Source organism: Pseudoalteromonas sp. H103 (assembly GCF_001469205.1).
GTDB lineage: Bacteria > Pseudomonadota > Gammaproteobacteria > Enterobacterales > Alteromonadaceae > Pseudoalteromonas > Pseudoalteromonas carrageenovora.
Genome location: NZ_LOFG01000004.1, coordinates 77,020 through 100,085, shown reverse-complemented (window position 1 = coordinate 100,085; position 23,066 = coordinate 77,020). Strand labels below are relative to the sequence as shown.

The window sequence follows — 23,066 nt, the reverse complement described above, 5'->3', positions numbered from 1 at the left end:
TTAAAAGCCTTCTAAAACAAGTTTACCGCGTGAGGTGTGCGATTCTAAAATTTGGTGCGCTTTATATAAATTAGCGGCGTTTATTGGGCCTAAATTTTGCCCAAGTGTGGTTTTAAGCTTACCTGAGTCTATAAGCTCACTAATTTCATTAAGTAAGGTGTGCTGCGCTGTTATATCGGTTGTAGTAAATAGCGAGCGGGTAAACATAAACTCCCAATGCACCGATATACACTTACGCTTAAATTTTAAAATATCGAACGATGTAGGGTCGTCTATTAGCGCAAATTTACCTTGGGGTTTAATACACTCCACTATTTGGTCTTGGTATTGGTCGGTATGGGTTAAGCCAATAACGTAATCAAACTCAGCTAACCCCAGTTCTTTGCGCTGCTCGTTTAAGTTTTTAGAATGATCGAGCACGTGATCGGCTCCTAACTCTTTAAGCCAGGTTACGCTTTGCTCGCGCGATGCAGTACCTACCACCTTTAGCCCAGTAAGTTGCTTGGCAAGCTGTACTAAAATAGAGCCAACGCCACCAGCGGCGCCAATAACTAAAATAGATTGCTGAGTATTTTGCTTATTTTTAGGCACTTGCAGGCGCTCAAATAGCATTTCGTAGGCGGTAATACCTGTTAGTGGCAGCGCTGCGGCTTGTGCGTCGGTTAATGTTTTAGGTGCGCGCCCTACAATACGTTCATCAACTAATTGAAATTGCGCATTACTGCCTTGGCGCGACAAATCGCCAGCGTAAAATACGCGATCCCCCACATTAAATAACGATACCGACTCGCCAACGGCTTTTACAATACCTACGCCGTCCCAGCCTAATACTTTGTGGCCTTGCTCTGGCGTTACATTGGCACGTATTTTTGTATCTACAGGGTTTACCGAAATAGCATTTACTTCAATAAGTAGGTCGTGCCCGGTGGCGGTTGGAGTATCAAGCTCAATTGCTTGTATAGAGTTGGGTGTGAGTACTTTAGAGTTTTTGGTGTAGCCAAATGCTTTCATGTGGGTTCCTGATGATTTTAAGTACTTTTTAATATGTAAACACTATAGCTCAGTTGAAAAATAGAAAAAGACATGAAAAACTAAAGCACTTTCAAATTTTAATTGAAAATATGCGATCATTTAACGATATTCAAACTTTTATAGATGTAGCCAGTTGCGCCAGTATTTCTGAAGCCGCACGGCAAAACGCGCAAACCCCAGCGGCGGTAAGTGCCGCTATTAAGCGCTTAGAAAAAGATTTAGGAAACGTGCTGTTTATTCGCTCTACCCGCAGCTTACGATTAAGTGTGGCAGGGGAGCAGTTTTTAACTTACGCCAAAGACTCACTTTCGCTTATTCAACAAGGGGTAGCTGCAGTACAAACCGCAGTAGGCGAAGTAACGGGAACGCTACAGGTATCGGCTCCGTGCGACTTAGGGCGCAATAAACTAAGTGAATGGCTTAATGAGTTTTTAGCACACTACCCGCATGTAAAACTTAAACTGCACTTAAGTGACGAAGTAAGCGACATTTACAGCCAATCAATTGATATTGCGCTGCGCTTTGGTGTACCAAAAGATTCGCAGTTAATTGCAGCGCCACTTTTTTTAAATAATACGCGTATTTTAGTGGCCTCTGCTGAATATGTAGCAAACAATGGATTGCTTACACATCCACTTAACTTAACGCAGCACACCACCATTACCTTTATGCGCTTTGGCGAAGTGTTTAAAGAGTGGCGATTTTATAAAAATGGAGCAGTGCAAAAAGTGCAGCTAAATTGCCAACACATAGTTAACGATGGCGAAATGGTTAGGCGCTGGGCGCTAGAGGGCAAAGGCATTGCGTATAAGTCGTACTTAGATGTCATTGATGATTTAGCAAGCGGGCAACTCGTTCATTTATGCCCCGAGTGGCAAAGCGATCCGCTACCGCTTTATATGATGTACGCCGACCGACGCCAAATGACCCCGGTGATCAGCGCATTTAGGGCGTTTATTCAACAAAAAATAACCGCGTTAGTTGGCTAACTCATCATCGTTTTTAGTTGTTAAATCGCTTACTACTAAATCAAGTAGCTGCATGAGCTGTTTGGCTTGTGTAGGGTCTACACTTTCAAACTTACATAATATATTTTTTGGAATATCAGCAGCTTCGTTTTTAAGGGCTTGCCCACTTTTGGTAAGCTGAATTAGGCGCTTACGCTTATCGTGCTCATCTTTAATAACAGCCAGCAGAGACTTTTCGGTCATTTTTTTGAGTATTTGGGTCATAGCGCCGCCATCAATAGCGGTTTTATCTATTAGCTGCGCTATGGTTATTTTGTCTTGCTCCCACAGCGCCATCATTACTACATACTGCGGATACGTTAAATTAAGTGCAGCTAAAGGCTCACGGTAAGCACGTGCAATGCTATTTGATGCCATATATAGCCTATGACACAGCTGATTTTTTAATTTTAATTGCTCAAACGACATACTCAACTCCTAACGTGTTAATACCTTCAGCTCAAAAAACATTTTAATTTGCATGCAAAGTATTTGCAATCTCTAATTACTTGGCCTATTATTTTGCATGCAAACTAAATTAATTGATAAACTTTGGAGTTCACTATGAATGTATTACAAAACGTTGCTTACACAGCAAAAGCAACTGCAACCGGTGGTCGTGAAGGTGTAGCTAAATCTGACGATGGCCGTTTAGATGTAAAACTATCAACCCCAAAAGGGCTAGGTGGCGACGATGGGCTAGGCACTAACCCAGAGCAGCTATTTGCAGCAGGTTATGCTGCGTGTTTTATTGGCGCACTAAAATTTGTAGCCGGTAGCGAAAAAATTGCGCTACCAAGTGATACACACATTAATTCTGAAGTATCTATTGGCGCGATTGAAGGCGGTTTTGGCATTGCAGTTAAATTAGCTGTATCACTAGGTGATATGGATAAAACAGCAGCGCAAGAGCTGGTAAATAAAGCACACCAAGTATGCCCATACTCAAACGCTACACGCGGTAACATTGAAGTAGAGCTTTCGGTTATTTAATTAACTGATTACTTAGCATTGTAATAGCCCAGTGGTTTGCCACTGGGCTTTTTTGTGCGCTGCAATTTACTAGAGGTCACATTAATTGAAGCGGGCTTTAAATAAATATACGGAAAATCGTATATTCACTATTTCATATATTCTAATTTTGTTTTATTGTATGCACACTAACTAAACGAGGATGCTATGGAACAACTCAACCCACTTCAATTTTACAAATGCTTAGCCGACGATACGCGCTTAAAAGCCATGTTATTAATTAGCCATGAGCAAGAGCTATGTGTGTGTGAGCTTGTTGCTGCGCTGGAACTGAGCCAACCTAAAGTGTCGCGCCATTTAGCGCAACTTAGGCAATGTGGTCTATTGAGCGATCGTAAGCAAAATCAATGGGTGTATTACAGTATTAATAAAGCCCTGCCACAATGGGCTCTTAGCGTACTAACGCAAACACGAAACGAAAATTCTGCGTTTTATAACGACGATTTAAATCGACTCAATGCTATGGGTAATCGCCCAGAGCGTGCAGCAAGCTGCTGTTAATTAAGCAAATTGATATAACTTTACTAAAGGTATTTATTATGACAATTAAAGTAGGTATTAACGGCTTTGGCCGTATGGGACGTTTAACACTGCGCGCAGCTTTAGAGTGGCCAGAAGTAGAATTTATTAAAGTAAACGATGTAGCGGGCGATGCTAAAACACATGCCCATTTATTAGAGTTTGACTCAGTGCACGGGCGTTTAGCCCAAAATGTTACAGCAAACGAAAATAGCTTTAGTGTGGGCAAACACACTATTGCCGTTACCAATAACAAAACCATTAACGACACCGATTGGTCTGATTGCGATGTTGTAATAGAAGCCAGCGGTAAAATGAAAACCACTGAGCTGTTAAATCAATATTTAGCACAAGGTGTTAAGCGCGTTGTGGTAACCGCTCCGGTAAAAGAAGACGGCATTTTAAATGTGGTTATGGGCGTTAACGATAATTTATATAACCCAGATGAGCACAAAATTGTGACTGCGGCTTCGTGTACGACTAACTGTTTAGCGCCTATTGTAAAAGTACTGCAAGAAAAAGTAGGCATTAAGCACGGCTCAATGACCACTATTCACGATATTACCAATACTCAAACTATTATTGATGCGCCACATAAAGACTTACGCCGAGCTCGTTCGTGCGGTACTAGTTTAATACCCACCACAACAGGTAGTGCAACAGCCATTACGCATATATTCCCTGAGCTTAAAGGTAAGTTAAATGGCCATGCCGTGCGGGTACCTTTAACTAACGCATCAATTACCGACTGTGTATTTGAGCTTGAGCGTGGTGTAACTGCAACTGAGGTGAATGAATGGTTTGCTCAAGCGTCTAAAAACGAGCTTGCAGGTGTATTAGGCTACGAAGAAAAACCGCTGGTATCGATTGATTACAAAACCGACCCGCGTAGTAGCATTATTGATGCGCTATCTACCATGGTTATTAATAATACCCAGCTTAAATTATACGCTTGGTACGATAACGAATGGGGCTACGCTAATCGTACCGCCGAGCTTATGCTTAAAGTTGCTAAAAGCGACTTGGTTTAACCATTTATAAGGTTTAAAGGGCTTTAACCATGTTTGAGCAACTTGCTAATTTACCTACAGCAATAAAACAGTATTTAATTATTACCGGTAATTACTGGGCATTTACCTTAACTGATGGCGCACTGCGTATGCTGGTAGTGCTGCATTTTCATCAGTTAGGGTATGGCGCGCTGGCCATTGCCATGCTGTTTTTGTTTTACGAAATTTTTGGTGTGATCACCAATTTAGTGGGCGGTTGGCTTGGAGCTCATTTAGGTCTTAATAAAACCATGAACTTTGGCTTGGCGCTGCAAATAATGGCGCTTGCCATGTTATGCGCGCCAAGTGAATGGCTCACAGTGGCTTATGTTATGGCGGCGCAAGCGCTTAGCGGCATAGCAAAAGATTTAAATAAAATGAGCGCCAAAAGCGCCATTAAACACTTAGTGCCCGAGGGAGAAAGCGGCCAAGGCCAGCTCTATAAATGGGTGGCTATTTTAACGGGCTCTAAAAATGCGTTAAAAGGGGTCGGCTTCTTTTTAGGTGGTTTACTCCTAACGGTACTGGGTTTTGTAGGTGCTTTAAAAGCACTTATTATACTACTTACTATTGCGTGGATGATTAGCGTTGTATTTTTAAAAGGCGACATGGGTAAAGCTAAAAATAAGCCCAAGTTTAAAGAGCTTTTTTCTAAATCCCGTGCAATAAATTTATTAAGTGCAGCACGATTATGCTTGTTTGCCGCGCGTGATGTATGGTTTGTAGTGGCTTTACCTATTTATTTAGCCCAGCAATTTAACTGGAACTTTTGGTGGGTAAGTGGCTTTATGGCACTTTGGGTAATTGGCTACGGTGGTGTGCAATCGCAAGCGCCGCGTATTACCGGCACCAGTAACTCAAACGTTGATACTGTTAAACATGCCTATTTATGGGTGTTGCTGCTAAGTGGTGTAACAGCACTATTAGCTCTTTTTATGCAACTTGATGTTGCCGTGCATGCCACGCTAATTATAGGTTTGCTTATTTTTGGCGGTGTATTTGCCGTTAACTCATCAGTACATAGTTATTTAATTGTCAGCTTTGCTAAAAGCGATGGTGTATCGCTTGATGTTGGCTTTTATTATATGGCTAATGCAATGGGGCGTTTAGTGGGCACCGTGCTTTCGGGGTGGGTGTTTCAGGTTTATGGTTTTGTAGCGTGTTTATGGGTGAGCGTAATTTTGCTTATTTTGGCCTCTATAGCCACTGCCTTTTTAACCAAAAATAAAAGCTAAACGTTTGTATTAGATTTAATTTTCTTAGCGATATTCATAGCTTCATTTCTCAGATCTACTAAACTGTAGCCGTAGTTTAAATTAAAGGGTGAAATGAATGCGGGAATTATCGCTAGCAAAAAAATTACTGTGGCTTACAGTCTCAAGTATATTATTAACAGTAATAGTATTGTCGGTTACGTTGTGGTGGCAATTATCATCAAGTAACAAAGACTTAGCTGTTAAATCAGAAGGGTACATTGTTGCCGAGGTTGAGCATAAACTTAATTCAAATGCAGCCGCTTATGGTGAGAAAATAGCAGGCTTTATTAACGAAGCCTATCGCGTACCTTATTCATTAGCTGCTTTGTTAGGCGATGCTGCACAAAGTCAAAATTTAGATCGCGATACGGTTGTGAGCATTAACCGTTCGATGTTAGAGCAAAATAAGTTGCTTTCTTCTATATATTCGCAATTTGAGCCAAATGCTTTTGATGGGCAAGATTCGAGCTTTAAGCAAGGGTATAAACAATCAGTTAATGGCGATGGCACCTTAGAGGTGTATATTACTCGCGATCAAAACGGCGCCATTGAGCAGCAAAAAGTAGCCAACGCAGCCGATAAATATATAACCTCATTAAACGAGTTTGGTATTCGCGAAGCGCATTGGTACTTATGTGCAAAAGACACGTTAAAGCCGTGTATTATGGAACCTTACTTATACGAAATCCCATCGGGCGATTCAGTAATGTTGACCTCGTTAACTGTGCCGATATTAAAATCGGGCCAGTTTATAGGTTTAGCTGGTGCTGATTTAACCCTACCTACCTTTCAAGCAATGACCGAGCAATTGTCTAGCGAGTTATATAACGGGCAAGCAAAAGTAACGCTTTTGAGCGACATCGGTTTAGTGGTGGGCAGTAGCCATTATAAATCTAAATTAGGGCGCCCATTTAAAGAGGCTGTTAGTTCCGCTACTTTTAAAGAAGCCGAAAGATTCAAAGGTCAAAAAGGCATTTTTAAAATGTCGTCAGAGTATTTAGTTAATTACCCTATAAATATTAAACTTGCGAATACTCAGTGGTCTTTACTTATTGAAGTACCTACTAATTTAGCGCTTGAAGGACCTGATGCTCTTGCTAAAGGAATGGATGATACAGCAAGCTACTTAGGTGTGATGATCTTAATTACAGGTGCTGTAATAGCGCTAATCGCATTTATAATTATGAAAATTGTGGTGGGCAGCGTGGTTGCTCCTCTTGAGCAAATTCAACAGCGTGTAGATAACCTAGCCAGCTCTGAGGGCGACTTGACACACACACTCCACGTTGATACTCATGCTGAACTTATTGCTCTTGCTGGTGGGTTTAATGCCTTTTTAACTAAATTACGAGGCTTAATTGCAGAGCTAAAAGATGTTTCATCGCAAACTAAGCATCAAGGCGAAATAGCGCAGCATATTGCTATTGATACCAAGCACAACGTGCAATCACAATTTCAAGAAATTGAAAGCGTGGTAACCGCCATGAATGAAATGAGCGCTACTGCACTTGAAGTTGCAAGAGCCTCTGAGCAATCAGCTCAACAAGCGGATGAAATAAATGGTTTAGTGGTAAGTAGTGAGTCGAGCTTGTCATCGGCTATGAGCCAAGTTAAAACCATGTCTGAAGAAATAAAAGAAGCTAACCAAGCTGTTGAAAAAGTGGCGTCGCGTAGTAAAGACATTACACAAATTTTAGATGTAATCAGAACGATTTCAGAGCAAACAAACTTACTTGCACTGAATGCAGCCATTGAAGCAGCACGTGCTGGCGAGCATGGCCGAGGTTTTGCGGTTGTTGCCGATGAAGTACGAGCACTTGCTTCTAAAACCCGTTCATCTACCGATGATATTAGCCAACTTATTGATAGCTTATTGTTAGAAGTAGGTAATGCATCTACCGTAATTGAAAAAGGCGTAGTACGCGCTGAAAGCGCAGTAGACGAAACCTCAGTTGCCTTTGATGCTCTGCATAGCGTGGTAGTAAAAGTAGACGAAATTACTAATCAAATTACGCACATTGCCACCGCAGCTGAAGAGCAAAGCTTAGTAACCGAAGAGATAAACCGTAACTTAACGCTTATCTCTGATGCGGCATCGCAGCTTGCTGATTTATCTACTCAAGCGGGCGATAGCAGCGAAGCGCTTAATGCATTGGTAGCGCAACAAGATAGCGAGCTTAATAAGCTTAAAACGTAAAAAAGTAAGATATAAAAAAGCGGCTAATTCAATGTGAATTAGCCGCTTTTTTTGTTGAGACTTTTTTAGCAGTGAGTAATGCGAAAAGTTATAGCTTTTTGATCAAGGCAAACATTTGATTGATCATCGGCTGCGCTAATTGCTCAACCCCTGGGCGGTTAAAGTAGCCACGTAGCCCAGTAAATTGCACCTGAAAAAACTGCGCATATTCAAGTGCCGTAAGATTACTACTAAGCTCATTATTTTTAATAGCTTGAGCAAACAAGGTTGTTAGGTAAGCTTCAAACTTTGCCGATAAGTCTAAACTCAGTTCATATAAAGAGGCATCTTTTTCTGCAAATTCACTGTTTGCTTTTACCAACATACAAATAGCACTTGGGCTACAGTCTTTGGTTTTAATTATTACGTTTTCTACAAACGCACGCAAACCACCTATAACAGTGTCAGAGCTTGCTAAAAAACCGTCAATTTGGCTTTTCATTTGTACGGTGTAGTCTTTTAAAGACTCACTATATAAGCCTTCTTTAGAGCCAAACGCCGCATAAATACTGCCTGGGCGCATATTAATTGCCTCTTGTAAATCGCGGGTTGAGGTTGCTGTAAACCCCTTTTCCCAAAACAATTGGCTTGCAACGCGAATTACATTCTCGCGTTCAAATTTAACTTTGTTAGCCATTTTAATCTCAACTATTTTGAACGTATGCTCAACTTTAACTTGAACAGTCGCTCAAAATCAAATAGTATGTGTCTCGAAGTTACTCAAACACATTAATTTATTGGAGCAGAACATGGCAGAATTTACGTTATATACTCAAGACAACGCACCTGAAGAATCAAAATCGCTTATGGCTGATTCAGTAGCTGCATTTGGCATGGTGCCTAACCTTCACGCAGTAATGGCAGAAGCGCCTACGCTACTTAAAGGCTACCAAGTACTGCACGACTTATTTCAAAAAACATCGTTTAATGCAGAAGAGCTAACAGTAGTATGGCAAACAATTAACGTTGAGCACGAGTGTCATTACTGTGTACCAGCGCACAGCGCAATTGCCGCTTCAATGAAAGTTGACCAAGGTATTGTTGATGCACTAGTAAACAAAACACCACTAGCAGATGCAAAACTTGAAACACTACGTGAAACAACGCTTGCAATGACACGCGATCGCGGCGTAATTAGCGATGAGCAAATTGAGAAGTTTTTTGCAGCAGGTTACGCTAAGCAACAACTACTAGAAATTATTGTTGGTTTATCGCAAAAAGTAATGAGCAATTACACAAATCACCTTGCTGATACACCAGTTGACGAACCATTTAAAAAGTTCGCTAAATAATAGCAGTTTTATAAATAACAAAGGCAGCCTAGGCTGCCTTTTTGTGTTTTAAATGCAAAGTTATTTAAATTTAACGGTTTTTGTACTGCGAGTATAAATACGCTGCTCGGGCTTAGTCCATTCACCCTTTTTTAAATATGAGGTTGAGACTACAAATTTATCGTCTTTTAACTCGCTCATCGACTTAACCTTAGTAATACCATCTTGACTGCCTGTCACATCTTCATAGGCTACAAATTGAGTAGGGCTGAGCACTTTCATGGTGCCTTTTGTGTAAAACCCTGCGGTAGTGAAATAGTAAAACACTAATGACTCTTTTTTACTGTCGTAAAAAATCATCGATTCACCACCATATTCGCCTTCATTAATAGAGTGCTTGGTATGTATAGCTTTACCATTTAATGCCCGCTCCCATCGGCCAACATCTTGTACTGGTTTGGCACCTTCAGGCACTTTAAAGTCGGCCTGCCAAGTGCCTAAATAAGGCTTAAATACGGCAAGTTCTTTATCAAGGTTGGTTGGGGTATCGGATGCATAGCTGCAAATTGTGTATAAGCATAATACTAAGAATAGCGCTTTAAAATATGTCATAATTTGGCTCTTATTATTTTGGTTTAACAGCTTTTAGTATAGGCGAATATTAATTGATAAAGAAAACATTAATCACGTTCTCACTGCTTTATTTAGCAATAATTTGGCTTGCGTATCTATCTCAGTACTTGCCTATTTACATACCTATTTATGTACCAGGTTATATAAGCTCACTGAGCCTAATCACTTTTATAATGTACGCATGGGATAAGCGACAAGCTAAACAATCAACGCATAAAAAAGTTAACCGCACGAGCGAGCGAACACTTCAGTTATTATCATTATTTGGCGGCTGGCCCGGTGCGCTCATTGCACAGCAATGGCTTAGGCATAAATCGAAAAAACGTCGTTTTATAGGTGTGTTGTGGTTGTGTATTATTTTAAATATAAGTGGGGCAGGTGGTGTATTGTATTTTTTGATAGGTAGCTAAAATTATGCCTTTAAAACGAGGTTTAAAGGCATAATTCAAAATTCTATTTAGTGTTTAGTTAGCCGCTTCAGTTGCTGCTACTTCATCTAAATTTACAGTTAAAATAGTCTTTTTATCTACAGCAACCCACTTGCGGTAAGTTAGGTAGCCAGGTTTGCTTACTTCAACGTCGTATTCACCTTCTTTCAGCTCAATAGCGTCTTCGTATACAGGCTTTATGTTCATTATGCGTACGCGTGCATCACTAGGGTTAGTGATTACAGTTAATGAAATAGGTGCTACAGCTTCAACAATTTCTTCTTGTACTTGAACTGCTTCTTCTTTTGCCGTTTGCTGCGTTTCGTCTACTGACGATGTAGTAGAACAACCACTTAGTATTAATAGTGCTGCTAGTGCGCTTATCTTTTTCATAGGTACTCCATAAACTCATTTAAATAGTAATAATTACGAAAAATCTTGGAGGAGTTTATGCAAAATGATCGCTCAACTCGTCGTCCTTGACCTTCGTTTGTTAAAACAAAACGTTTGTTAGTTTAATATATATCGTTATTTTTAGTTATTTGGTGATACTCACCAAATAAAAACAGTTGTTTAAAGCATTACATTATCAAGAGACTGAGTAATAGCTTCGCTTCTTTCAACTAGTTGTTCTGCTGTGCGGTACATCTTTCTTTTCATTAATGTATTTGCCATAGTGATGTAGCGTCTAGATAATTCTTGTTTTAAAGAAACCAATAAAGAAAAGTCCTTAGGTAACGCTGCAGACTCAGTATTGATTAACTCTTCAAAGTCTAATAAATCTTTATACTCTTCAATTGTCTCTAGTTTTTGTGTGTATCTGTCAAATCTTGGGCCGTAAAATACAACGGCATCTTCAGTTGGAAAATCAGCTTGTTCACCTAGGTTAATTTTCTTTTGGTAGAGCGTTAAAGCATCTATCGCCGACTCTCTTTTAAGAAGGTTTGCGAAACCAAGTTCATTTTTTTGATTATTAGTGAAAATAGCTTTACCAACATTAAGTAAAGATTTTTGCGTGATCACATCATCTTCTTCAATAGCTTTATCTAAGGCAAGTTTGTAATTATCAAAATGTATTTCAGACGGACGATAAACGTAGGTACTATCTACTACGCTTAAATCATTGATTAATTGTGGAATACTATTATTGTCAAGTTCACTATAGCGAGATTGCTCAAGTAACAAATCAATACGAGAAGTAATATCCGAAATTATTGATTGGCGTTCTCTTAAAATACTTTCGAGTTGTACAGATAGCTTTTCTGAATCAGGGTAATACTCTAATGCTTTACTATAAACATTAATAGTTTCATCAAAATCTTTAAACTTATTAGCGCTTGTATTGATTTGGTTAGCTCTGTAATCAAAACTCTGCAAGATATTAGCTTGATTTGATCTTAATAAACCTTGTTTTAATACCTCGTATTGCGGGGGGATTTCTGCAAGTTTATTTAAAATCTCCGGTCCATTCCAAGACATCCATGTTTCTACTTGTTGGTTTATTGCTTTTGCATTGTCTAACTTAGCTTCAAGCTGCTTTATATTGTTTGTATTTGTTAGGTAGTACTGGCCAGCTAAAAGAGCTAACACGACAGTACTGGCAACAAGCGCTATTGCTGGTTTAAAGTTACTTTGAAGCTTAGCTAAAACGGGCTTTAACGAATCAGTTCTTTTTGCTGCATCTAAAGAAACTGCTTTATTAAGCGTGCCCCACAGCCATAAAGGGCAGTTACTAGGGCGTTTTGCCGATGTATCTTTAGGGAGTGTATCTGCTGCAACACGATTATATGGATGTTTGCTACTTAATAATTCTAGTGCAATACACGCATAAGAAAAAACGTCATCTTTGACAGATGCTGCAGCACCTTTAAGTTGTTCAGGGCTTGCATAGGTTGGTGTATAGCCCCCTACAGTACCTAAGCTTGATTCGCTTTTAACTGCATAGGCATCTTCAATGGTTTTATGTTTTGCAATACCAAAGTCGAGTACCTTAAGGCTACCATTAGAATCGAAAATTATATTTGATGGTTTTAAATCGTTATGAATAACGCCACGAGAGTGAGCATAAATTAATGCATCTGCAAGTTGGCTAAGAATTACATTCGCTTTTTTGAAAGCCATTCCAGAGGGTTTATTGCGCTTGATTATTTGCTCAAGCGTTTCGCCTTCTACTAATTCCATGGTTACATAATGTAAATCGTTATCAGATCCTGCAGAATATACTTTTACAATATTAGGGTGAGAGAGCTGTTGTGTTTTAGTTGTTTCATCTTTAAGAAGTGAAATAGCTTCTTCAGAGTGAGAAAACTCTTCTAACAATACCTTAATCGCTACAAAAACTTCAGGGCGACTCGCACTTTCTAAAAATAAATCTCTGGCTCGATAAATGTAACACATACCACCTTGGCCAATAAGTTCTTCAACTAAGTAGCGGTCTGATATTTTTTTACCTACAAGGTTTAATTTATTTATTGCTTTTGGCGTGCGAAGATTTGAGTCAAGCGAAGCTATCTGCGTTTTATCATTAGAACTGTTGACACCGCTCATTATAAATCCTTTTATTGTGTATATTAAAATAATCGCAAAGGTGAGTTTTTTATTTTTATCAATTCTCCCTTTGATAAGCGCTGTATTTTTACAAAAATCAGCCAACTTAGCAATGTTTCTATAGCAGAACTTTCGTACAAAACTTTAAAAAATTTAGAGCTTTTATATTAATTATTGAAATATCGTTTAATTGCTATTTGTTTTTATAAACAGCGTAAGTCTACAGGCATTGTTTTGTAACACTTTAAGGTATTTAAAATGAATAATGTGTTGTGAAAATTAATAAATAGTAATTTTTTAAATCGGAACATACAAAATATGTTTTTTAAGCTGTGAAAGGGCTTTTTTAAAGCGGTTTTGATTAATTTAAATTATTTGGATTTATGCTTTTAAAAGACTGAGTATATTTTTATATATTAATTTCAATGTTGACAATAGTTTCTCTTCTACTTTATCCTAATAAAAATGTAGATTTATGGGACTAACTTATCAAATGGAACTGATACTAAACATCACTAGTTATCATAGACTCTCTCCAGAAATTGAAGCCACTAAAACAGTAAAAGACTCTCTAATATTTGGCCGTTCAGAAGCATGTGATTGGCACTTTCCTGATCCCGAAAAAATCATTTCTAGTAAGCACGGGCGCATAGTTAAAGAGGGCGATTCTTTTTATGTTTACGATACATCTACAAATGGTACTTTTGTAAATTTTGGCGTAGCTCCATTAGGCCAAGGTAATAAACAACGCTTGTCTGATAGTGACACAATTACTGTGGGTGATTTTCAAGTAGAAGTGAAATTAGCTACCAACGAAAAAGCTCCTGAGACCGATTATGGTAATTTAAGTGCAGCTGCTAGTTTGAGCAAAGAGCCAGAAAGCGCTTATCAGCACCCTACTGAGCGTTTTTCAGAGGCAGAGCAGTATTTTAATGAATCAATAATGGATGAATCTATGCCTGCAGTTTCTATGACTCAGGCCAGTGAAGATAATTCAGCAAACCAAATACCTGAGAACTGGGATGAGCTTGCTCACTTAATGAACCCGGAGGCGGTAACTCAACCAGCACCAGTTGTAAGTAAGCCACAGCCAAAACAGCCTGTTAAACAACAAGTTTCAGTTGAGGCTGCGGTACTTGATACACCTGTAAGCAAACCTCAAGCTGTAAAGCCTGTTCATAAGCCTGCTGCGCAAAAGAATTCAATATCACCGAGTGAAGACACTGCGTTAACCGATGCTTTTTTGAACGGGTTAGGGATTAAAGCTGAGTTACAAAATTCGTTAAATTCGCAAGAACTTTGGTTTGAAATGGGCCAAGGGTTAAATTTATTACTCACAGAGTTGATGGAGTCTCTTCGTCAAAGAGCACTTGTGAAAAACCAATTGCGTTTAAACCAAACAATGTTCCAAACTCAACAAAATAACCCAATTAAGTTTTCGGCAGATATTGATGATGTTATTCAGAATTTATTCATCAGAAATAGTGCAAGCTTCTTGTCGTCTCGAGAATCAATCAAAGAAAGCTTTGTTGACACTCGAAGACATGAACATGCTTTATTAGCAGGAGCTGATGGCGTATTAAAAGGGATGTTAGAGCAAGTTTCTCCCCAACACATAAATCAACAAATAAATGATAATTCTAACGTATTAAAAATCATCCCTGGTCAAACAGAGGCTAAGTGCTGGAAGCTATACCAAAATTTATATGATGAGTTATCTCATGATGTAAATAGTAAGGGAGCTATGGCATTGTCAGATGATTTCTTAAAAGCATATAACGATAGAATTAAAGAATCGTTCTAGAAAGGAAAGTAGATAATGAACAAGTTTAAGCTCTTTTTAATGAGTTTCAGTTTACTGTTTTTAGCCATGGGTTGTTCAACTGTTAACAAGTTTGTACCTCCTTCTACAGATCTAAAAATCAATGTGTCTAAAAATGTTAATCCGGACACTTCGGATAGGCCTTCACCAGTAGTAATGAAAATTTTTGAGCTTAGCTCAAGAACAATTTTTGATACGCAGGATTTTTTTAGCCTATACGAAACACCTGAAAAACTATTAGGCCCAGACTTATTAAAAAAAGATGAATTAGAATTACAGCCAAACTCTGTTCAAGAATACAAAATGAGCTTAAACCGTAATACGCGATATGTTGGAGTTGTTGTTGCGTACAGAGATATCGACCAAGCACGATGGAGAGCTGTAATTGAAGTTGACCCTACAGGCTATGACGATATAGATGTAAATGTTGAAGCAATTGCTACATACATGAGAGAGCAATAAAAAAGGATTTGTACAATGAGTGATAACACTCGTGTTGCCTGGACCGAAGGAATGTTCTTGAGGCCGCAACACTTTCAGCAGTCAGATAAGCATTTTTCGCATTTAATAAAGCAAATTTGCAATGGGAATTTATCAGATCCTTGGGGCATACTTGATATAAGTATCGACACTCAACTATTAAGCTCAGGCCAATTTGCAATTGAGTCGTTATCAGCTATTACTCCTGATTTGCTACCCATCGATATGCCTCAATCAACCTCTTTACCTGAGCCTTTAGTAGTTGGTAAAGATGTTTATGATGAAATAGTTTATTTAGCGGTTCCTGCACTAAAAGCCAGTGGTATTAATATTTCATCTTTAGATGAAGATATTGTTACGCGTTATAAACTTAATGACTTATCAGTAAGCGATGACTCTTTAGGTGCGCAAGCTCAAGAAATTATTCAAGTAGCTAAGGTATTTAGTAAGCTAGTATTGTCATCAGACGATCACGCTGGCTATATATTATTGCCATTAGCACGCATTGTTGAAGTAAGTAGCGAAGGGCAAATTAAGCTCGATTCAAAGTATATTCCAGCTTCATTAAAAGTAGGTCAGTGTAAGCCATTACTTGGTCTAGTCAGAGAAATTGGCTCAATGATAAAGCAGCGCTCAGAAAGTATCGCTGTTAGGTTGTGCCAAGGCTATGCGGGAAGCACATCTGTAGCTGATTTTATTATGCTGCAAACGTTAAATAAGTATGACGCTGTTTTTGAAAACTTATTATCAGTTAATAACCTTCATCCAAATATTCTTTATACACGTTTAATAGAGCTTGCTGGTGAACTCTCTACATTTAGTACAGTAAATAAAAGAGTACCTAAATTACCTAAGTACGATCATAAAAATTTAGGCCCTGTATTTAGCGAAGTAGTAAACTTTTTATATCAATCTTTGAGTCATGTAATCGAGCAAACTGCGACAGAAATAAAGCTAGAGCAAAGCAAGTTTGGTATTTCTTTTGGTGCACTCAAAGACAAATCGGTACTTAGCTCGGGTCAATTTGTATTGGCTATTAAGGCGAGTGTCCCCCACGAAGAGCTTCGTAAGATACTACCTTCTCAAATTAAAATAGGTAGTGTTGAGACAATCCGAGATTTAGTAAACAATCAAATCCCAGGTATTACAATCAGTAACTTACCAACGGCACCGCGTCAAATTCCTTACCATGCAGGTTTTCATTATTTTGAATTAAATAAACATGGCGAGCATTGGGCAAAGCTTCATTCTAGTGGTGGTATTGCTATTCACTTGTCTGGAAATTACCCCGAGTTACAACTAAGCCTGTGGGCAATAAGAACTTAACTTTTAAAAGGAAGAGTTTCAATGGACGAAACCATTATAAAACCACGTCCTGGTCGATTAGGGCGTGATGCCTCAAATAATACTCAAGTAGATAATGATCCAGACAAAACAGTTATGTCTGTTGAGCCTGTTGCAAGCAGTATTCCTAGTAATGCAAAGGTATCTATATTTAAAAACCCGTTAATGGAAGCGGCAACAGACTGTTTTTCATTGGTTATTTCAATAAGAAAATCAGTTGAGATGACAAACTTGGCTGCGTTAAAGCATCGATGTGTTGAGGCTATCAAACGCTTTGAAGTCGAGATTCGTAATCAAAATTTATCAAAAGATGTAATCAAAAACTCTCGTTATTGTTTATGTGCAATTTTAGATGAGTCTGTTTTAAATTCTAAATGGAGCTCTATGGAATGGGCTGACGAAAGTTTGCTTTCAACATTTCATAAAGAGACCTTTGGCGGTGAGTACTTTTATACTTTGCTAGATAATGCATTGTCTCAGCCAGAGCAACACAAAGCCTTTTTAGAGCTTCAGTACCACTGTTTAAATTTAGGTTTTAAAGGTAAGTACAGGCTAGATACTGTGGGTGATAGTAAAGTAGAAGAATACCGCTCACAAATGTACCACCTATTAAATCAATTAGATGGGCCAATCAATAATAAGCTTTCTCCTAACTGGAAACAAAGAGTAGCCGCTGGCGTTGAATTAAGAAATCAGGTGCCGCTGTGGGTTATTTTTTCTGTTCTGGGTCTACTTTTACTTACCGTTTATTTATTTATAAATATGAAGCTAAATGATGATGTTACCGCTGTAAATGACAAGCTGGCCATCATTCACCCTCTAGCTGAAGACCAAGCAATAGACAAAAAGGATCAGCAGCTACTTGTTTTAGAACAACTATTACAAACTGAGATTCAAATGGGGATTGTAACGATAAAGAAAAATATCGATAGGATCAGAATCTCTATTAATAGTGAGAGCCTTTTTAATCAAGGTGACTCTAAATTATTACCTTCATTTCAGCCTATTTTAGAAAAGCTAGCATTAAGCCTTGAAGGAACTAAAGGGCGTATTTTAATAACCGGCCACACAGACGACACACCAATTAGAACTGATAAATACCCTTCAAATTGGCACCTTTCTTTAGCGCGCGCAACGCAAGTTGCAAACTCTATGGCTAAAAGTACAAACCTCAGTGGGCGTTTATGGCCCGAAGGTAAGGGCGCAGCAGAGCCTATTGCCAGTAATTCAGATTCAGCTTCTCGGTCACTTAACCGACGAATTGAAATCGACTTATTATTTTAAGAGGCTGAAATGAGTTTTTCACAAAAAATAAAAAAAGTGACCTACGCACTTACATCTCGTACGGCAATGCTAATTATTGGCTTTTTAGCTTTATCATTACTAATTTGGTTTGGCGGCCCATTAATCGCAATAGCTGACTATGTACCACTACAAAGTATAGCAGCAAGACTGTTTACTATTATATTGGTTTTATTGGTTTTTTCTGTGTCTAAAATTTATCGTCTTATGCAACAAAGCAAACGAGACGAAAAAATGGCTGATGAGTTAATTGATAGTAATAGCGATACAAATAGCTCTGAAGTAAATGAAGAAATTACCACGCTTAAAACGCGAATGAACGAAGCTATCGATCTTTTAAAAGATGTAAAGCTGTTCAAAGGTAAAAACATTTACCAGCTGCCTTGGTACATAATGATAGGACCGCCAGGAGCTGGCAAAACTACCGTTATTCATAACTCAGGGCTTGATTACCCACTAAAAGATAAGCTGGGTGTTGATTTAGTTCATGGTGTTGGCGGTACGCGTAATTGTGATTGGTGGTTTACCAATAAAGCTGTTTTAATTGACACTGCAGGGCGCTACACAACGCAAAGCAGCCATGCAAAGCATGATTCACGTGCATGGGAAGGCTTTTTAGGATTACTGCGTAAGTACCGTCCTCTTAGGCCGATTAATGGTGTAATGATCAGTATGGGTATTTCTGAGCTTATGAGCCAGACCAAAACTGAGAGAAACCTACATGCTCGCGCTATTAAACAGCGATTACAAGAGCTACAAAGCCAATTAGGCATGACTTTTCCTGTTTACGTTATTTTTTCAAAAGTTGATTTAATCGAAGGCTTTAGAGAGTTTTTTGGCGAATTAACAGAAGAAGAATGTGAGCAGGTTTGGGGCGTAACCTTTGAACTTGATTTAGACAAAGACACGCAAGTAGATGCATTTAATAAAGAATTTCACACATTAATTTCTAAATTAACCGAGATGTTAAATCGTAGATTAATTAATGAAAGAAACGAAGAAATTCGCGCTAAAATATTCGAATTCCCAAGGCAGCTTCGTGTGCTACAAGGTGTAGGAGATGCTTTTTTAAAAGAAATATTCACTCCTAATGCATACGAAGAACTACCAATGTTTCGTGGTGTTTATCTTACAAGTGCAACGCAAGAAGGTACGCCATCAAGCTTTTTAAACGAAGCGAACGCAGGCGAATCGGGATACATCAACCAATCTAAAAGCTTTTTTATAAAGAATGTATTAGAAGGTGTGATTTTTCCAGAGCAAAACTTAGCAAGCACTAACAAACATCATGACAAGCAAAATAAATGGCTTCGTGTTGGTAGCATATCGCTTGCATGCATAGCTTTATTTGGTTTTTCAACATCGTGGTACTTTAGTTTTGCTTGGAATAGTAACTTAATTTCAGAGACTGAGGATGCGATTGCAACGTACCAAGAGCTTGATACCGCCTCATTTGATCGTAATAACTTATTGGTACTAAACGACAGATTAAAAGCTCTTAGAAACTTACCTGCAAGCAACCCTGAACTTGTTAATACACAAGAGTCTAAATCAATTGGGTTTAACAAACTAAATGAAATAAAAATGGCTTCTACACAAGCCTACGACCGTTCATTGCAAACGTATTTAGAACCGTTTATTGCAAGTACCTTAATTAAAGAAATGGAAGCTCATCCTGAGCACTTAAGTTATTTATACGAAACACTGAAGTGTTACCTTATGTTGTTTCAGCCTGAATACTTTGAAGGTGAAGATATAACGGTATGGTTTAACGCGTATTTAGAACGTAATTTACCAGGCGATAAAAATATGCAAACCAGAGTAGAGCTAATGGAGCATGTTGCTACATTACTTGAAAACGGTGTAAGCCAAATTGAAATTGATAATCAAGCCGTGCGTGTTGCACGAGCTGAGCTAACTAAGCTACCAATTGCTGAGCGAGCATACCAACGACTTCAAGCCGACTTTTTAGATAGCAGTATCCCGCCATTTAGGCTTACAGACATTATTAGTTTCGAAAGTGCGCAAAAATTTACTTTTAGAAATGACGGTGAGCTTACGCGAAGTATCCCGGGCTTATATACATTTAATGGTTTCCACGGCATTTTTAATGTTGAGAAAAGTAAAATGCTTGGTAATTTAATGGCAAGTAGCTGGGTGTATGGTGAAGAGGCCACGGGTACCTACGATATTTCTAAAGATGAGATTGAGAAGAAACTAGAGCAACGATATTTTCAAGATTATATCTATTATTGGCAATCATTTATTGATGATTTGAGCCTGAACCAATATAGCTCTCCTGCTGAGGGGGTTAATATTACTGATGCTCTAGCGGGCTCTGAAGCACCTATTAAAAATATTATTACTGCAGTTCAAAAAAATGTGCAGCTTACTAAATTACCCGTATCGGATAATCAAAAGGCTGCAGGTAAAGTGGCAGCAAATGCTGCTGAGATTGCTATGCAAACAAAGGCTAATCGCATCAAACGATTTTTACCTGACGAAGCCCCTAAATTTGATATTAAATTACCGGGTCATCAAGTTGAAGAAGCCTTTGAAGGTGTAATAAATATTGATGCTCAACAATTAGATAATATTCAGAAAAATCTAAGAGAGCTAAACGTTTACTTAACCAAACTTGATAGAGGCGATCAGTTAAAGTCGTCAATTAAAGATCAAATTAGCGGTAAAAGTAAGCCAAGCTTTATTCGTCAACTTGAGTTCCAAAGCCGAGACTTACCTTATCCGTTTAATAGTTGGTTGTTAGATATCAGTCGTGATACTAGCAATATAACTAAAAATAGTGCCAACAGACATTTAAACGAGATGTGGAAAAGTAAGGTATTACGCGAATATAACGCTGCAATTGTTGGCCGTTATCCATTCTCTCAGTACGCAAATAAAGAAGTGAATATGAAAGACTTCACTCGATTCTTCGGCCCTGGTGGCACGATTGATAGCTTTTTCACTAACTATATTGCGCCTAGTGTAGATATGAGCTCAACGCCATGGAAATTTGAAAAAGATATAGGCATTAGCCGAGATACATTAGCGATGTTTGAACTTGCTAATCAAATTCAAACCGTCTTTTTTGATGGCGGTAGTGCAACACCAAGAATTGAGTTTGGTTTAAGGACTGTAGAATTAGATCAATCAGTATCAAAGTTCAGGGTCGAAATTGATGGGCAATCTATGTCATATCGTCATGGGCCAATTAAGATAACTAACTTTGTATGGCCAGGATCATCAGGGCAAAGTAATACTCGGATTGAATTTACTCCTCCAAGTGGTGGTCGTCCCATTAATACAACTTACCAAGGTGAATGGTCGCTATACCGTATGTTAGACGAGTTAAGTGCTAAAAGAACAAAAACACGTGAAGACTTAGAGTTACATTTTTCACTCATGGGGAACAATGCAAAAGTCGAATTATTGCCTAAATCAATCAGGCATCCATTTTGGAATAAAAGTGTAGAGAAGTTTTCATGTCCGACCCGATTATAAATATTGGTTATCTTGGCAAAGTGCCTAGTTTAGGTGATTTTGTACAAGATAACGTATCGAAAGAGTTTTCAGAGCATTGGGAGCAGTGGCTGCAAGCAGCCATTGCAGTGAGTAAAGAGCAACTAGGTGAGGTATGGCAAGATAATTACTTAACCGGACCAGTATGGCACTTTGCATTATCGCCAAATATTGTTGGTGACAAAGGGGTTATGGGCACGTTGTTTCCGAGTATGGATGCAGTGGGACGACATTACCCTTTTACAGTTGCAAGCACATTAGAGCAAGCACCGATTGATGTTTTAAACACAGGAGTGTTCTCTTTAGAGTATGAAGATACTGTATTAAAAGTTTTAGATAGTTCTGTCGATTTATTTTCATGGCGTAAAGAAGTTGCTAAATCTATAAGTGCTATAACTGGAGTTAAAAAGCAGGTTAGCTTTTCAAATTCTGCAGATAAAAATAAAAGTGCGGAAGCATTTGAGTTCTCAGGTGATGAGTTATCGGGTGAAGTTCTTCAAGATGCAATGCATGCTCTTTTATTAAAAAAACATGGCGATTACAGTGTTTGGTGGACGCATGGCTCTTGCAATATAAAACCAATGGTACTTATAACCCCTGGTTTGCCTGCAGTAAATCAAGTTGCGGCAATGTTAGATGGAAGGTGGAAACACTGGGAATGGAATTTTACACAGGTAAAAAATAGTGATTAGCAAGTTTAGTACAAGTTATGCAATTACCCACCGTGGTGCTGTCAGGCAGCTTAACGAGGATGCGCATGTAGAAATAAACAGCCATAACTTATGGGTTGTCGCAGATGGGATGGGTGGTCACGAGGCTGGTGAAGTTGCCAGCCAACTTGTTGTAGATGTAATAAGAGCAAAAGTTGAAGAGCTTCCACTTGAAAAACTAGAAGTATCACACATAGTTGAAGCCATTGAAGATGCTAATAGGCAATTAAACGAATACAGTGCCCAATATCTAGGTAGTAAAACCGCGGGCAGTACAGTTACCGCATTATTTTTAAAAAATAATAAGTACTATGTTTTGTGGGTTGGCGATAGCAGAGCTTACATGCTTCGAGATGGTCAATTTAAGCAAATATCAAGAGATCACAGCCAAGTAAATGATTTAATCGATGAAGGGATTATTTCAATAGAAGAAGCTAAAACGCACCCATTATCAAATGTAATCACAAGGGCTGTGGGTGTAACTGAAGAAGTGAAAGTAGACGTTATTCAAAATGAAGTGAAAACAGGCGATATATTTTTACTTTGTTCAGATGGTCTCACTGGTGAGTTGTCTGATGAGGACATATGTTTGTCATTAGAGCCTAGTAGCATTATTGATTCTGGTATGGCGCTAATGCATTCATCTTTAGTTAGAGGTGCGCGAGATAATGTGACCTGTATTTTAATAAAATACGATAAAGGATACGTTGGTAATAATTCAGAAACATTCAATATTCAAGATGAAGCTACAATACCTCTTTTTTCAAAATAACGATATTTAAAATATAAATAGTGCTTTTATTTTTATATTAGAGTTTTTACTTTAATTACACCTATTAATTTATAAGTATATTAAATTTTAATTGTTTATATAAA

Annotated in this window: 21 protein-coding genes; 15 read left to right on the top strand and 6 right to left on the bottom strand. The window is 38.4% G+C overall.

Annotated elements, in window-relative coordinates; translation table 11 throughout:
- Positions 1–1,011 carry a zinc-binding alcohol dehydrogenase family protein gene (locus ATS74_RS05090; protein WP_058547867.1) on the bottom strand — a complete coding sequence of 337 codons (1,011 nt, stop codon included), beginning with the start codon at positions 1,009–1,011 and terminating at the stop codon, positions 1–3.
- Between the two features lie 110 nt (positions 1,012–1,121).
- On the opposite strand from ATS74_RS05090, the gene ATS74_RS05085 reads away from it, so the two are divergent.
- Positions 1,122–2,021 (top strand): LysR family transcriptional regulator, encoded by a 900-nt coding sequence (locus ATS74_RS05085; protein WP_235591994.1) that lies wholly within the window; start codon positions 1,122–1,124, stop codon positions 2,019–2,021.
- On the opposite strand, the gene ATS74_RS05080 is transcribed toward ATS74_RS05085, so the two are convergent.
- Positions 2,010–2,468: a MarR family winged helix-turn-helix transcriptional regulator gene (locus tag ATS74_RS05080; RefSeq protein ID WP_058547865.1), complete on the bottom strand. Its 459-nt coding sequence runs from the start codon at positions 2,466–2,468 to the stop codon at positions 2,010–2,012. The genes ATS74_RS05085 and ATS74_RS05080 overlap by 12 nt on opposite strands.
- Positions 2,469–2,603: 135 nt before the next feature.
- Between ATS74_RS05080 and ATS74_RS05075 the strand changes: the two genes are divergently transcribed.
- The 5 genes from ATS74_RS05075 (at position 2,604) to ATS74_RS05055 (ending at position 8,092) form a co-directional block, all read left to right on the top strand.
- Positions 2,604–3,032: an organic hydroperoxide resistance protein gene (locus ATS74_RS05075; RefSeq protein ID WP_058547864.1), complete on the top strand. Its 429-nt coding sequence runs from the start codon at positions 2,604–2,606 to the stop codon at positions 3,030–3,032.
- 186 nt (positions 3,033–3,218) lie between these two features.
- Positions 3,219–3,572: a metalloregulator ArsR/SmtB family transcription factor gene (locus tag ATS74_RS05070; RefSeq protein WP_004587025.1), complete on the top strand. Its 354-nt coding sequence runs from the start codon at positions 3,219–3,221 to the stop codon at positions 3,570–3,572.
- Positions 3,573–3,610: 38 nt separating this feature from the next.
- The gene (locus ATS74_RS05065; RefSeq protein ID WP_058547863.1) at positions 3,611–4,621 is read left to right on the top strand and encodes an ArsJ-associated glyceraldehyde-3-phosphate dehydrogenase; all 1,011 of its coding nucleotides are present in this window, start codon (positions 3,611–3,613) and stop codon (positions 4,619–4,621) included.
- A gap of 29 nt (positions 4,622–4,650) precedes the next feature.
- Positions 4,651–5,874 (top strand): organoarsenical effux MFS transporter ArsJ, encoded by a 1,224-nt coding sequence (arsJ, locus tag ATS74_RS05060; RefSeq protein WP_058547862.1) that lies wholly within the window; start codon positions 4,651–4,653, stop codon positions 5,872–5,874.
- 97 nt (positions 5,875–5,971) lie between these two features.
- Positions 5,972–8,092 (top strand): methyl-accepting chemotaxis protein, encoded by a 2,121-nt coding sequence (locus ATS74_RS05055; RefSeq protein ID WP_058547861.1) that lies wholly within the window; start codon positions 5,972–5,974, stop codon positions 8,090–8,092.
- A gap of 88 nt (positions 8,093–8,180) precedes the next feature.
- Here the strand turns inward: ATS74_RS05055 and ATS74_RS05050 are convergent, their stop codons facing one another.
- Positions 8,181–8,768, bottom strand: a complete 588-nt coding sequence (locus ATS74_RS05050) for a TetR/AcrR family transcriptional regulator (protein ID WP_058547860.1) — start codon at positions 8,766–8,768, stop codon at positions 8,181–8,183.
- 112 nt (positions 8,769–8,880) lie between these two features.
- Here ATS74_RS05050 and ATS74_RS05045 point away from each other — a divergent pair, with 112 nt between their 5' ends.
- On the top strand, positions 8,881–9,423 hold the full coding sequence (locus tag ATS74_RS05045) for a carboxymuconolactone decarboxylase family protein (RefSeq protein ID WP_058547859.1): 543 nt from the start codon (positions 8,881–8,883) through the stop codon (positions 9,421–9,423).
- Between the two features lie 60 nt (positions 9,424–9,483).
- Here ATS74_RS05045 and ATS74_RS05040 read toward each other — a convergent pair whose 3' ends face one another.
- Positions 9,484–10,014 carry a hypothetical protein gene (locus ATS74_RS05040; RefSeq protein ID WP_058547858.1) on the bottom strand — a complete coding sequence of 177 codons (531 nt, stop codon included), beginning with the start codon at positions 10,012–10,014 and terminating at the stop codon, positions 9,484–9,486.
- A gap of 53 nt (positions 10,015–10,067) precedes the next feature.
- On the opposite strand from ATS74_RS05040, the gene ATS74_RS05035 reads away from it, so the two are divergent.
- Complete coding sequence (locus tag ATS74_RS05035; RefSeq protein WP_058547857.1) at positions 10,068–10,445, top strand: DUF1294 domain-containing protein; 378 nt, start codon at positions 10,068–10,070, stop codon at positions 10,443–10,445.
- 54 nt (positions 10,446–10,499) lie between these two features.
- Here the strand turns inward: ATS74_RS05035 and ATS74_RS05030 are convergent, their stop codons facing one another.
- Both ATS74_RS05030 and ATS74_RS05025 read right to left on the bottom strand, forming a co-directional pair.
- Positions 10,500–10,856: a PEGA domain-containing protein gene (locus ATS74_RS05030; protein WP_058547856.1), complete on the bottom strand. Its 357-nt coding sequence runs from the start codon at positions 10,854–10,856 to the stop codon at positions 10,500–10,502.
- 180 nt (positions 10,857–11,036) lie between these two features.
- The gene (locus ATS74_RS05025; protein WP_058547855.1) at positions 11,037–13,010 is read right to left on the bottom strand and encodes a serine/threonine protein kinase; all 1,974 of its coding nucleotides are present in this window, start codon (positions 13,008–13,010) and stop codon (positions 11,037–11,039) included.
- Positions 13,011–13,503: 493 nt separating this feature from the next.
- On the opposite strand from ATS74_RS05025, the gene tagH reads away from it, so the two are divergent.
- From tagH to ATS74_RS04990, 7 genes are read left to right on the top strand one after another with little or no spacing between them, the layout of a single operon-like run.
- Positions 13,504–14,814: a type VI secretion system-associated FHA domain protein TagH gene (gene tagH, locus ATS74_RS05020; protein ID WP_058547854.1), complete on the top strand. Its 1,311-nt coding sequence runs from the start codon at positions 13,504–13,506 to the stop codon at positions 14,812–14,814.
- 15 nt (positions 14,815–14,829) lie between these two features.
- Positions 14,830–15,294, top strand: a complete 465-nt coding sequence (tssJ, locus tag ATS74_RS05015; protein ID WP_058547853.1) for a type VI secretion system lipoprotein TssJ — start codon at positions 14,830–14,832, stop codon at positions 15,292–15,294.
- Positions 15,295–15,309: 15 nt separating this feature from the next.
- On the top strand, positions 15,310–16,638 hold the full coding sequence (tssK, locus tag ATS74_RS05010; protein ID WP_058547852.1) for a type VI secretion system baseplate subunit TssK: 1,329 nt from the start codon (positions 15,310–15,312) through the stop codon (positions 16,636–16,638).
- Positions 16,639–16,659: 21 nt separating this feature from the next.
- Complete coding sequence (gene tssL / locus ATS74_RS05005) at positions 16,660–17,940, top strand: type VI secretion system protein TssL, long form (protein WP_058547851.1); 1,281 nt, start codon at positions 16,660–16,662, stop codon at positions 17,938–17,940.
- A 9-nt stretch (positions 17,941–17,949) separates the two neighbouring features.
- Complete coding sequence (gene tssM / locus ATS74_RS05000; RefSeq protein ID WP_058547850.1) at positions 17,950–21,462, top strand: type VI secretion system membrane subunit TssM; 3,513 nt, start codon at positions 17,950–17,952, stop codon at positions 21,460–21,462.
- Positions 21,444–22,172, top strand: coding sequence for a type VI secretion system-associated protein TagF (gene tagF, locus ATS74_RS04995; protein ID WP_058547849.1), 729 nt, complete (start codon positions 21,444–21,446; stop codon positions 22,170–22,172). Before tssM ends, tagF begins: the two co-directional genes overlap by 19 nt.
- Entirely contained in the window at positions 22,165–22,962 is a 798-nt protein-coding gene (locus tag ATS74_RS04990; RefSeq protein ID WP_058547848.1) for a PP2C family protein-serine/threonine phosphatase, read from the top strand. Before tagF ends, ATS74_RS04990 begins: the two co-directional genes overlap by 8 nt.
- The last annotated feature ends 104 nt before the right edge of the window (positions 22,963–23,066 follow it).